Raw genomic sequence first — 11,760 nt, 5'->3', positions numbered from 1 at the left:
CTGAAGTCGCGAAGATCAAGATCAAGATCAAGATCAAGATCAAGAGCAAGAGCAAGAGCAAGAGCAAGAGCAAGAGCAAGTGCGAGTGCAAGTACAAGTGCGAGAGCATAAATCGTCAGAAACCGCAGCCGTGTACCAGTAATCGGGATTGGCTCCTCATGATGGCTGTGCTTGGGGCACCTGCGGTGGCTCGCTTCACTACGACAGGAGACTTAAATGGGGCTCTGTGGGAGCGGGCGCGCCCGCGAACACCGGCGCAGCCGGTGCCAGCCACCGCGTTGGATTCTTCGCGGGCACGCCCGCTTCCACAGAAACCACGTCGTGCTTGCTAACGCGTTCCGGTCCCGGCCCGAGCCGAAGTTGCTTCAAGCCTGCTTGAGCAACAACGCTACCCCCGGGAAATACTGCCCCAGTTCGTTGTGCAACTTGCGATAGGCATACGGGAAGTACCAGGCGATGGCACAGGCGGTATGTTTCTGCAGATCGTCGACCAAGTCCTGCAGTTCCTCGGGGCTGGCATGCTGGCCAGCCTTCCACGGGCTGATGAACAGCGCACCAGCTTTCAACTGGCTGGGGTAGGCCACCTGGCGCGCGAGGGCAGCGGTCTGCTGCAGGGCGTCGGCCATGTCCAGCCGGGCAACTTTTGGCCAGCGCTGGTTGACACTGAGGTACAGCGCTTCATCGGCACTACTGATCGACAGGTCGCAGCGCCCTTCGTGTTCGCCTTCGTCGCGCTGCTTCTTGCCGGCAAACTGCTGCAGCGCCGCCATGCCAGTAAGGTGCTTCGGCATCGCCGGCAAACTGGTTGAAGCGGTCGATACAGTCGCCCCAGCGCTCCAGCACCGGGGCGAGAAACTCCAGGCGCGGGTTGTTGATGATCTGGCCTCGCATGCTGCGCTCTCCTGTTATCGTTGTGATCGCGTTCAGCTGAAAGTGATGGCTATGTGATATCACTGTATTCAGTGTGGCACAACCAGGTGAATTGGCCATTACCTGGGCGGTGCCTGTTCGACTGCAAAGCGGCCCGCTTCGATTGACGCTCCCGGTGCAACCCTCTAACCTTCGCGCGTGTTTCAGGTGCCCTGCCAGCCCCGACTGGGCAGGGTGAAACTGGGAAGCCGGTGGGTGCCAGCATGGCGCGATTCCGGCGCTGCCCCCGCAACGGTAGGTGAGTCGCGGCCGCGCAGGGCCACTGGGTGCCAGCACCCGGGAAGGCGCGCAGGCCTGGGCCAAGGCCCGCTCACAAGCCCGGAGACCGGCCTGATACTGCCAACGGCATCACGGAGGGTGATGCGCGGTGCACCGTGGCGTACGGCCACGGCCCCTGCGCGTTCTCCGTCTGCCCGCCTTTTACCTGTCGCCGCGCGTTGCCGTGGCGCCAGCCAGCGGAGAACCCTGATGAGCGAATCCACCGAACGCGACGAACGCCACCTGGCGCGCATGCAGCGCAAGAAGGCGATCATCGACGAACGCATCGCCAATTCCCCCAACGAATGCGGCCTGCTGCTGGTGCTGACCGGTAATGGCAAGGGCAAGAGCAGCTCGGCCTTCGGTATGCTCGCGCGCGCCCTGGGCCATGGCATGCAGTGCGGTGTGGTGCAGTTCATCAAGGGCCGTAACAGCACCGGCGAAGAGCTGTTCTTCCGCCGCTTCCCCGAGCAGGTGCGCTACCACGTGATGGGCGAGGGCTTTACCTGGGAAACCCAGGACCGCCAGCGCGACATTGCCGCCGCCGAAACGGCCTGGGCCGTGTCGCGCCAGTTGCTGCAAGACCCTAGCGTGCAGTTCGTGGTGCTCGATGAACTGAACATCGCCCTCAAGCACGGCTACCTCGACCTTGACCAGGTGCTGTCCGACATCCAGGCCCGCCCACCGATGCAGCATGTGATCGTCACTGGCCGTGCCGCGAAACCCGAGATGATCGAGCTGGCCGACACCGTGACCGAGATGGGCATGCTCAAGCACGCCTTCCAGGCCGGCATCCGTGCACAGAAGGGCGTGGAACTGTGAGCCAGCCGCGCCATTGCCCCGCCGTGCTGATCGCGGCACCGGCCTCTGGCCAGGGCAAGACCACCGTCACCGCCGCCCTGGCCCGCCTGCACCGCAACCTCGGGCGCAAGGTGCGGGTGTTCAAGTGCGGGCCCGACTTTCTCGACCCGATGATCCTCGAGCGGGCCAGCGGCGCGCCGGTGTACCAGCTCGACCTGTGGATGATCGGCGCCGAGGAAAGCCGCCGCCTGCTGTGGGAAGCCGCCGGCGAGGCCGACCTGATCCTGATCGAAGGGGTGATGGGGCTGTTCGACGGCACGCCGTCCAGCGCCGACCTGGCGCGCCACTTCGGCGTGCCGGTGCTGGCGGTGATCGACGGCACGGCCATGGCCCAGACCTTCGGCGCCCTGGCCCTGGGTCTGGCACGCTACCAGGCGGACCTGCCGTTTGCCGGTGTGTTGGCCAACCGGGTCGGCAGCCTGCGCCACGCGCAACTGCTGGAAGGTAGCCTGACCGAGGGCCTGCGCTGGTATGGTGGCTTGTCCCGCGAGCGCGGTATAGAGCTGCCCAGCCGCCACCTGGGGCTGGTCCAGGCCAGCGAACTGAACGACCTGGACGCGCGCCTGGATGCCGCTGCAGAGGCGCTTGGCGCCAGTTGCGATGCTGCCTTGCCGCCGCCAGTGACCTTTGCCGAACCCGAGCCGCAAACCAGTGCTGCCTCGTTGGCCGGTGTACGCATTGGCGTGGCGCGGGACGAGGCCTTCGCCTTCACCTATGGCGCCAACCTCGACCTGCTGCGCAACCTGGGCGCACAGCTGGAGTTCTTCTCGCCGCTGCATGACCGCGAACTGCCGGCAGTGGACAGCCTGTACCTGCCGGGCGGTTATCCCGAACTGCACCACCACGCCCTGGCCGGCAATGCGCCGATGAACGAGGCGATACGCGCCCATCACGCCCAGGGCAAACCGTTGCTGGCCGAGTGCGGCGGCATGCTGTATCTGCTCGATGCCCTGACCGATGTGGCCGGCGAGCGTGCCGAACTGCTCGGCCTGCTGCCGGGCGAAGCGACCATGCAGAAGCGCCTGGCTGCCTTGGCCTTGCAGGCGGTAGAACTGCCTGAAGGCACCTTGCGCGGTCACACCTATCACCATTCGTTGACCAGTACCGCACTGGAGCCGATCGCACGTGGCCTGAGCCCCAATGGCGGGCGCGGCAACGAAGCGGTGTACCGCCTGGGTCGGCTGACGGCTTCCTACGTGCACTTCTATTTCCCCTCCAACCCGGATGCGGCGGCGGCGCTGTTGCGACCATGAGCGAACACGCCTACAGCGACGCCGAGCGCGCCGCGATCTACCGGGCCATCGGCGAGCGCCGTGACATGCGCCATTTCGCCGGTGGCGAGGTAGCCCCGGAACTGCTGGGCCGCCTATTGGCTGCCGCGCACCAGGCGCCCAGCGTCGGGCTGATGCAGCCCTGGCGTTTCATCCGCATCACCCGGCGCGACCTGCGTGCGCGCATCCAGGCATTGGTGGAAGCAGAGCGGGTGCGTACCGCCGAAGCGTTGGGCGAACGCTCCGACGCCTTCATGAAACTGAAGGTAGAGGGCATCAATGACTGCGCCGAGTTGCTGGTGGCCGCCCTGATGGACAACCGCGAGCCGCATATCTTCGGCCGCCGCACCCTGCCGGAAATGGACCTGGCCTCGCTGGCCTGCGCCATCCAGAACCTGTGGCTGGCAGCCCGTGGCGAAGGCCTGGGCATGGGCTGGGTGTCGCTGTTCGACCCACAGGCGCTGGCGGCGCTGCTGGGCATGCCGGCCGGGGCCAAGCCGGTCGCGGTACTGTGCCTGGGGCCGGTGACCGAGTTTTACCCGGCACCGATGCTGGTGCTGGAAAACTGGGCCGAGGAACGGCCCTTGAGTGAAATGCTCTTTGAGAATCAATGGGGAGAGCGCCAATGAGCGTCGCCTTGCTGACTGTGGCCGGGGTGGCCCTGGATGCCTTGCTGGGCGAACCGCAGCGGCGCCATCCGCTGGTAGCCTTCGGCAACATGGCCAGTAACCTCGAGCGCCGCCTGAATGCCGGTGGGCGCGGCTGGCGCAGCCACGGGGTGAGCGCATGGTTCCTGGCCGTGGTGCCGCTTACCCTGGTGGCACTGATCCTCTCCTGGCTGCCGTACATCGGCTGGCTGGTCGACGTGCTGGCGCTGTACTGCGCCGTCGGGCTGCGCAGCCTGGGCGAACACGTGTTGCCGGTGGCCAGTGCCTTGCGCCAGGGTGACCTGCAAGAAGCGCGGCGCCGTGTGGGCTACCTGGTCAGCCGCGAAACCCGCGAACTGGACGAACCTGCGGTGGCCCGGGCGGCCACCGAATCGGTACTGGAGAATGGCAGCGATGCGGTATTCGCCGCGCTGTTCTGGTTCGTGGTCGCCGGCGCGCCGGGCGTGGTGCTGTACCGCCTGAGCAACACCCTGGACGCGATGTGGGGCTACCGCAACGAGCGCTTCGAACGCTTCGGCTGGTGCGCGGCGCGCGTCGACGATGTGCTCAACTATATTCCCGCCAGGCTGGTGGCGTTGACCTACGCGCTGCTGGGCAAGACCCGCCTGGCCCTGGCCTGCTGGCGCAAGCAGGGCCCGCTGTGGGACAGCCCCAATGCCGGGCCGGTGATGGCCGCCGGTGCTGGTGCGTTAGGTGTGGAACTCGGTGGCCCGGCGGTGTACCACGGCGAGCTGCATGAGCGGCCACGCCTGGGTGACGGGCCAATGGCCGACGCCGACGCCATCGAGCGCGGCTGGGGCCTGGTGCAGCGCGGCGTATGGCTGTGGCTGCTGGTGATCTGCCTGGGGGCCTATATCAATGCTTGAACACGGAGGCCGCCTGCTGCGGGCGGTACGGCAATACGGCATTGCTCGCGAGCAGTGGCTCGACTTGTCCAGCGGCATTGCGCCATGGCCTTTCCCGATTCCACCGATTCCCATGGAGGCCTGGGCCCGCCTGCCGGAGACCGAGGACGGCCTGGAGGACGCCGCACGTGCGTATTACGGCGCACGCCAATTGCTGGCAGTGGCCGGTTCCCAGGCCGCGATCCAGGCCTTGCCGCTGCTGCGCGCAGCCGGCCGGGTAGGGGTGTTGACGCCTTGCTATGCCGAGCACCCATACGCCTGGCAACGGGCGGGGCACCAGTTGCTGGAGCTGGACGAAGCGCAGGTCGAGGCGACGATCGACAACCTTGACGTACTGGTGCTGGTCAACCCCAACAACCCCACCGGCCGCCGGGTGCCGCGTGAACGCCTGCTGGATTGGCATGCGCGCCTGGCCGCCCGCGGTGGTTGGCTGCTGGTCGACGAAGCGTTCATGGACAACACCCCGGCGCAAAGCGTGGTCGATTGTGCCGAGCGCCCGGGGCTGATCGTGCTGCGCTCGTTCGGCAAGTTCTTCGGCCTGGCCGGCGTGCGCCTGGGATTCGTTGCCGCCGAACGCAGCCTGCTGCTGCGCCTGGCCGAGTTGCTTGGGCCGTGGACCGTCAATGGCCCGACCCGGGTGCTGGCCCAGGCCAGCCTGGCCGACCACGCCGCCCAGCGTGTGCAGGTCGAACGCTGCGCTGCCGCCAGCCAGCGGCTGGCTATGCTGCTGCGCAGCGCCGGCCTGGCACCCAGCGGTGGTTGCGACCTGTTCCAGTACGTACGCAGCGAGCACGCTGCGCAACTGCATGACTTTCTTGCCTGCCGCGGCATCCTGGTGCGGCTGTTCGAGCACCCGCCGGCGGTACGCCTTGGGCTGCCTGCCCATGCGGCGGACGAACAGCGCCTGGCCCAGGCCCTGGCGGCCTATCAGAAGGAAACGGCATGACCACCCTCATGGTGCAAGGCACCACCTCCGACGCCGGCAAGAGCACGCTGGTGACCGCACTGTGCCGCTGGCTGTTGCGCCAGGGCGTCGGTGTGGTGCCGTTCAAGCCACAGAACATGGCGCTGAACAGCGCGGTGACCGCCGACGGCGGTGAAATCGGCCGGGCCCAGGCGGTGCAGGCCCAGGCCTGCCGGCTGCAGCCGCATACCGACATGAACCCGGTGCTGCTCAAGCCCAACAGCGACACCGGCGCCCAGGTGATCATCCATGGCCGTGCCGTCACCAGCATGAACGCGGTGGCCTACCACGACTACAAGGCTATCGCCATGCAGGCGGTGCTGGCTTCGCACCAGCGCCTGAGTGCTGCCTGGCCGGTGGTCATGGTCGAAGGCGCGGGGTCGCCGGCGGAGATCAACCTGCGTGCCGGTGACATTGCCAACATGGGCTTTGCCGAAGCGGTGGACTGCCCGGTGATCCTGGTTGCCGACATCAATCGTGGTGGTGTGTTCGCCCATCTGGTCGGCACCCTGGAACTGCTGTCGCCCAGTGAGCAGGCGCGGGTAAAGGGCTTTGTCATCAACCGCTTCCGCGGTGACATCGCCTTGCTGCAGCCGGGGCTGGACTGGCTGGAGCAGCGCACCGGCAAGCCGGTACTGGGCGTGCTGCCGTATGTTAACGACCTGCATCTGGAAGCCGAAGACGGCATCGATATGCGCCAGGGGACGAAGACCGAGCGCGTGCTCAAGGTGATCGTCCCGGTGCTGCCGCGTATCAGCAACCACACAGACTTCGACCCACTGCGCCTGCACCCCCAGGTGGACCTGCAGTTCATCGGCCCGGGCCAGCCGATCCCGGCCGCCGACCTGATCATCCTGCCGGGCTCCAAGAGTGTGCGCGGCGACCTGGCGCAACTGCGTGAGCGCGGTTGGGACAAGGCCATCGACCGGCACCTGCGCTATGGCGGCAAGCTGATCGGGATCTGCGGTGGCCTGCAGATGCTGGGCCGCGAAGTGCATGACCCGCTTGGTCTCGAAGGGGCCGCCGGCTCCAGCCCGGGGCTTGGCCTGCTCGATTACGCCACGGTGCTCGAAGCCGAGAAGCAACTGCGCAACGTTGCCGGCACGCTGAACATGGAGGCAGTCCCGGTTGCCGGTTATGAAATTCATGCCGGCGTCACCACGGGGCCTGCCCTGGAGCAGCCAGCCGTGCAACTTGCCGATGGCCGTTGCGATGGTGCTGTCAGCGCTGATGGCCAGATACTTGCCACCTACCTGCACGGCCTGTTCGAAGGCAGCCAGTCGTGCGCGGCGCTGCTGCGCTGGGCTGGGCTGGATGATGTGCAGGCCGTCGATTACCAGGCCCTGCGCGAACGCGATATCGAGCGCCTGGCCGACCTGGTGGAAAAGCACCTGGACACCGCGCGCCTGCGCCAGCTCTGTGGGGTGGACTGACATGCTCAACCTGATCCTCGGTGGCGCCCGCTCGGGCAAGAGCCGCCTGGCCGAACAGCTGGCCAGCGCCAGTGGCCTGCCGGTGACCTATATCGCCACCAGCCAGCCGCTGGATGGTGAAATGAACGAACGCGTGCTGCTGCACCGCCAGCGTCGCCCTGATGACTGGGGGCTGATCGAAGAACCCCTGGCCCTGGCCGCGGTACTGCGCGCCGAAGCGGCCGAAGGGCGCTGCCTGCTGGTGGATTGCCTGACCCTGTGGCTGACCAACCTGCTGATGCTCGAAGACGACCAGCGCCTGGCCGAGGAGCGTGATGCGCTGCTGGTCTGCCTGGAACAGTTGCCGGGCACGGTCATCCTGGTCAGTAACGAAACCGGCCTGGGCGTCGTGCCCATGGGCGAGCTGACCCGGCGCTATGTCGACCTGGCCGGCTGGCTGCACCAGGCCGTGGCCGAACGCTGTCAGCGCGTGGTGCTGACCGTGGCCGGCCTGCCCCTAATGCTCAAAGGACCTGCACTATGACCCAAGCCTGGTGGCGTGACGCCTGCCAATCCCTCGACAACGCCGCCATGGACCAGGCCCGCGCCCGTCAGCAGCAGCTGACCAAACCTGCCGGTTCGCTGGGCCAACTGGAAGGATTGGCCATTCAGCTGGCCGGCCTGCAGGGGTGTGAACGGCCGACCTTGGATAACGCCGCAATCAGCATTTTTGCCGGTGACCACGGTGTGGTCGAGGAAGGCATCTCGGCCTACCCGCAAGCGGTGACCGGGCAGATGCTGCGCAACTTCGTCGGTGGTGGCGCGGCAATCAGCGTGCTGGCGCGCCAGCTGCAGGCGAGCCTGGAAGTGGTCGACCTGGGCACCATCGACCCGCACCTGGAACTGCCTGGCGTGCGCCATCTGCGCCTGGGCGCCGGTACCGCCAACTTCGCCCGCCAGCCAGCGATGACCGAGGGCCAGCTGCAGGCCGCCCTGCAGGCTGGCCGCGATAGTGCCCTGCGCGCCGCCGAACAGGGCGCGCAGCTGTTCATCGGTGGCGAGATGGGTATTGGCAACACCACGGCTGCCGCTGCCTTGGCCAGCGTCTTGCTGGGTTGCCCGCCGGCTGAGTTGAGTGGCCCGGGTACCGGCCTGGACCACGCCGGGGTGCGGCACAAGGCCGAGGTCATCGAACGGGCGCTGAGCCTGCATGGCCTGAGCGCCAACGATCCATTGCAGGCACTGGGTTGTGTCGGTGGTTTCGAGATCGCGGCCCTGGCCGGCGCCTACATCGGCTGTGCGCAGGCGGGTATCGCGGTGCTGGTGGACGGCTTCATCTGCAGCGTCGCCGCGCTGCTGGCGGTGCGCCTCAACCCGCAATGCCGGGCCTGGTTGCTGTTCGCCCACCAAGGCGCAGAGCCTGGGCACAAAGCCTTGCTCGACGCGTTGCAGGCCAAGCCGTTGCTGGCCCTGGGCCTGCGCCTGGGCGAGGGCAGTGGGGCTGCTCTGGTCGTACCGCTGTTGCGCCTGGCCTGTGCGTTGCACGGGCAGATGGCGACCTTCGCCGAGGCTGCGGTGGCGGACCGCCCGGCATGATCCTCGACCTGCTGCGCCATGGCGAAACGGAACAGGGCGGCCTGCGTGGCAGCCTTGATGATGCCTTGACCGACAAGGGCTGGGCGCAGATGCGTGGCGCCGTGGCCGAAGCCGGCCCGTGGGAGGTGCTGGTCAGTTCGCCGCTGCAGCGCTGCGCGCGTTTTGCCGAGGAACTGGGCGAGCGGCTGAACCTGCCGGTACAGCGCGAAGCGGCGTTGCAGGAACTGCATTTTGGCGACTGGGAAGGCCGTAGTGCGGCGCAGATCATGGAAGACCAGGCGGACGCGCTTGGGCGCTTCTGGGCGGACCCTTACGCGTTTACACCGCCCAATGGCGAGCCGGTCGAGGCGTTTGCCGAGCGTGTGCTGGCGGCTGTCGAGCGCCTGAGCCATCAGCATGCTGGCAAGCGTGTGCTGCTGGTCACCCATGGCGGCGTGATGCGGCTGCTGCTGGCCCGTGCCCGTGGTTTGCCGAGGGCGCAGTTGCTGCAGGTCGAAGTCGGCCACGCTGCGCTGATGCGATTGGTGCCGGGTGACGACGGCCAGTTGGTCGAGGGGCGCTGAAATGTTGCCGTTGTGGATTGCCTTGCAGTTTCTCAGCAGCCTGCCGGTGAGTCTGCCGGGCATGCCGGCGCCGCGCGAGGTGGGGCGCTCGCTGCTCTGCTACCCGCTGGTCGGGTTGCTGTTCGGCCTGTTGCTGTGGCTGGCCAGCCACCTGCTGGAGGGCACGCCGACACCGCTGCACGCGGCCCTGCTGCTGACGTTGTGGGTGTTGCTCAGTGGCGCCTTGCATCTGGATGGCCTGGCGGACAGCGCCGACGCTTGGCTGGGCGGCTTCGGTGACCGCGAACGCACCCTGCTGATCATGAAAGACCCGCGTAGCGGGCCGATTGCCGTGGTCACCCTGGTGCTGGTGCTGTTGTTGAAGTTCTGCGCCTTGTGGGTGCTGGTCGAGCAGGGCATTGGCGCGCAGTTGTTACTGGCACCATTGATCGGGCGGGCGGCGATGCTCGGGTTGTTCCTGAGTACGCCTTATGTACGGCAGGGCGGTTTGGGCCAAGCGCTGGCCGAGCACCTGCCCCGGCATGCGGCCGGCTGGGTGCTGCTGGGCTGTGTGCTTTTTTGCCTGGTCCTGGGCGGGTGGGTCGTGGTGCTGGCGTTGGCGGTGTTTGCCTGGTTGCGACAACTGATGTGCCGGCGCTTGGGCGGGACTACCGGCGATACCGCTGGTGCAATGCTCGAGTTGCTCGAACTGGCCGTGGTGCTGGGGTTGGCGCTGGGCCTCTGAGCCTTGCTCTGGACCCTGTAGGAGCGGCCTTGTGTCGCGAAAGGGCTGCAAAGCAGCCCCACGATTTCAGCGTTAATCCATAAATTGCCGGGGCTGCTTTGCAGCCCTTTCGCGACACAAGGCCGCTCCTACAAGTGACCGCGCAAGCAGGATGTTTCTGTAGGGTGTTTCTGAGCCAAACGTGTCGGTAAATTCCTGAAAAAACTCAGCAAGAACCGGCATCTTTTCACTGGCGTATGCTTGCCCCTCCCGCAAACTGTCGAGGAGTGTCGGCACCATGCGTCATGTCATTCTCGCTGCGTTTTTGTTGGCCATGGGGCCTGCTGCCATGGCAGCCGATCTCATGGCTTTCTGGAACACCCCCCGCCACGGTGGCAACAGCTTCAACCGGCTGCCGCCTGATCAAGCCTACTTCGACGCCTTGAGCGGTTATGACGCGACCTGGGTGCGGCTGTCCTACGACAAATGGCAGCCGGCGGAACGCGACTTCCTCCTCGGCGATGCCGATGCCTACCAAGGCCTGCCTGCGGCCGACCTGGCCACGCTGCGAGCCACCCTCGACCGCGCCCATAAGGCCGGCCTCAAGGTGGTCATCGCACCGCTCTCGCTACCCGGCATGCGCTGGTCGCAAAACAACCAGGGTCAGTTCGACGACCGTCTCTGGCAGGACAAACGCTACTGGTTGCAGGCTGCGGCCTTCTGGCGGGATCTGGCCCGCGAGCTGAAAGGTCACCCGGCCATCGCCGCTTACAACCTGGTCAACGAGCCCGCCCCGGAGAAGCAAGGTGGCCTGGCCGAGCATGCCGACCCTGGGCAAATGCAGCAGTGGTATGCACGGCAGCAGGGGAGTGCGCGTGATCTGCCGGCCCTGTATCGGCAGTTGATAGCGGCCATTCGCGAGGAGGACGCGGACACGCCGGTCATGCTCGATGCCGGCTGGTTCGCCGCCGCCGACGCCTTCGGTTACTGGCCGGCACCTCTGGAAGACCAGCGGGTGCTGTACAGCGTGCACATGTACGAGCCCTATCTGGTGACCAGTGCACCGAACATGACGCGCAAGCAACCCATCGCCTATCCCGGCCCGGCGCCGTTCGCGGGGCAGACGCAGCAGTGGGATGGCCAGCGTGTGGCGCAATACCTGCGCCAGCCGCTGGACTGGGCCGCGGCCATGAACGTGCCCCGCTCGCGGTTGGTGGTGGGCGAGTTCGGCTGCATGCGCAGGCTGCCGGGGTGCCGGCAATACCTGGAAGACGTGCTCAGCGTGCTGGATCGCCACCGGTTGCACTGGGCCTTCTACAGCTTCCGTGAAGATAACTGGGACGGCATGGACTACGAACTGGGCTCGGCCAAGGTGCCGTGGCGCTATTGGCAAGCAATCGAGCAGGGCGCTCCAGACCCGCTGGTGCGCAAGGCTACAGTAGAGTTCGAGCCGATTCGCCGGCGCTTGAGCCTGGTTAAGTAATTGGGGGCCGCTTTGCGGCCCATCGCCGGCAAGCCAGCTCCCACAGGTATGCGCAGAACTCAGGAATTGCGCAATCCCTGTAGGAGCGGCCTTGTGTCGCGAAAGGGCTGCAAAGCAGCCCCAGCAATTTCAACTGTTGCGCATCA

Annotated in this window: 12 protein-coding genes, 1 pseudogene and 1 riboswitch; of the genes and pseudogenes, 12 read left to right on the top strand and 1 reads right to left on the bottom strand. The window is 66.5% G+C overall.

Annotated elements, in window-relative coordinates:
• A partial coding sequence (locus ACGLHT_RS29540; protein ID WP_394520756.1) for a hypothetical protein occupies window positions 1-332 on the top strand: 332 nt, incomplete at its 5' end.
• A 33-nt stretch (window positions 333-365) separates the two neighbouring features.
• Here the strand turns inward: ACGLHT_RS29540 and ACGLHT_RS29535 are convergent.
• A pseudogene (locus tag ACGLHT_RS29535) lies at window positions 366-891 on the bottom strand (hypothetical protein).
• 167 nt (window positions 892-1,058) lie between these two features.
• Window positions 1,059-1,279: riboswitch (cobalamin riboswitch) on the top strand.
• Window positions 1,280-1,398: 119 nt separating this feature from the next.
• Between ACGLHT_RS29535 and cobO the strand changes: the two are divergent.
• The 11 genes from cobO (at window position 1,399) to ACGLHT_RS29480 (ending at window position 11,614) form a co-directional block, all read left to right on the top strand.
• Entirely contained in the window at window positions 1,399-2,010 is a 612-nt protein-coding gene (gene cobO, locus ACGLHT_RS29530; RefSeq protein WP_274079970.1) for a cob(I)yrinic acid a,c-diamide adenosyltransferase, read from the top strand.
• Window positions 2,007-3,302 (top strand): cobyrinate a,c-diamide synthase, encoded by a 1,296-nt coding sequence (locus ACGLHT_RS29525; RefSeq protein WP_085665789.1) that lies wholly within the window; start codon window positions 2,007-2,009, stop codon window positions 3,300-3,302. The genes cobO and ACGLHT_RS29525 overlap by 4 nt, the downstream gene beginning before the upstream one ends.
• Window positions 3,299-3,949, top strand: a complete 651-nt coding sequence (gene bluB / locus ACGLHT_RS29520) for a 5,6-dimethylbenzimidazole synthase (RefSeq protein ID WP_025338024.1) — start codon at window positions 3,299-3,301, stop codon at window positions 3,947-3,949. The genes ACGLHT_RS29525 and bluB overlap by 4 nt, the downstream gene beginning before the upstream one ends.
• Window positions 3,946-4,854 (top strand): adenosylcobinamide-phosphate synthase CbiB, encoded by a 909-nt coding sequence (cbiB, locus tag ACGLHT_RS29515; RefSeq protein ID WP_015269245.1) that lies wholly within the window; start codon window positions 3,946-3,948, stop codon window positions 4,852-4,854. Before bluB ends, cbiB begins: the two co-directional genes overlap by 4 nt.
• Window positions 4,847-5,839 (top strand): threonine-phosphate decarboxylase CobD, encoded by a 993-nt coding sequence (cobD, locus tag ACGLHT_RS29510; protein ID WP_274079969.1) that lies wholly within the window; start codon window positions 4,847-4,849, stop codon window positions 5,837-5,839. The genes cbiB and cobD overlap by 8 nt, the downstream gene beginning before the upstream one ends.
• Entirely contained in the window at window positions 5,836-7,290 is a 1,455-nt protein-coding gene (locus ACGLHT_RS29505) for a cobyric acid synthase (protein WP_274121202.1), read from the top strand. Before cobD ends, ACGLHT_RS29505 begins: the two co-directional genes overlap by 4 nt.
• A 1-nt stretch (window position 7,291) precedes the next feature.
• On the top strand, window positions 7,292-7,813 hold the full coding sequence (gene cobU / locus ACGLHT_RS29500; protein WP_274121203.1) for a bifunctional adenosylcobinamide kinase/adenosylcobinamide-phosphate guanylyltransferase: 522 nt from the start codon (window positions 7,292-7,294) through the stop codon (window positions 7,811-7,813).
• Window positions 7,810-8,865, top strand: coding sequence for a nicotinate-nucleotide--dimethylbenzimidazole phosphoribosyltransferase (gene cobT, locus ACGLHT_RS29495; protein ID WP_274121204.1), 1,056 nt, complete (start codon window positions 7,810-7,812; stop codon window positions 8,863-8,865). Before cobU ends, cobT begins: the two co-directional genes overlap by 4 nt.
• Entirely contained in the window at window positions 8,862-9,428 is a 567-nt protein-coding gene (locus ACGLHT_RS29490) for a histidine phosphatase family protein (protein ID WP_025338028.1), read from the top strand. Before cobT ends, ACGLHT_RS29490 begins: the two co-directional genes overlap by 4 nt.
• Before the next feature lies 1 nt (window position 9,429).
• Window positions 9,430-10,152, top strand: coding sequence for an adenosylcobinamide-GDP ribazoletransferase (locus ACGLHT_RS29485; protein ID WP_137163192.1), 723 nt, complete (start codon window positions 9,430-9,432; stop codon window positions 10,150-10,152).
• A gap of 343 nt (window positions 10,153-10,495) precedes the next feature.
• Entirely contained in the window at window positions 10,496-11,614 is a 1,119-nt protein-coding gene (locus ACGLHT_RS29480) for a glycoside hydrolase family 5 protein (protein ID WP_274121206.1), read from the top strand.
• The last annotated feature ends 146 nt before the right edge of the window (window positions 11,615-11,760 follow it).

The sequence above is a fragment of the Pseudomonas sp. PsB genome (genome assembly GCF_043658375.1).
Taxonomy (GTDB): Bacteria; Pseudomonadota; Gammaproteobacteria; order Pseudomonadales; family Pseudomonadaceae; genus Aquipseudomonas; species Aquipseudomonas putida_Z.
The sequence above is the reverse complement of the archived record's forward strand: the minus strand, read 5'-3'. Positions and strand labels throughout refer to the sequence as shown.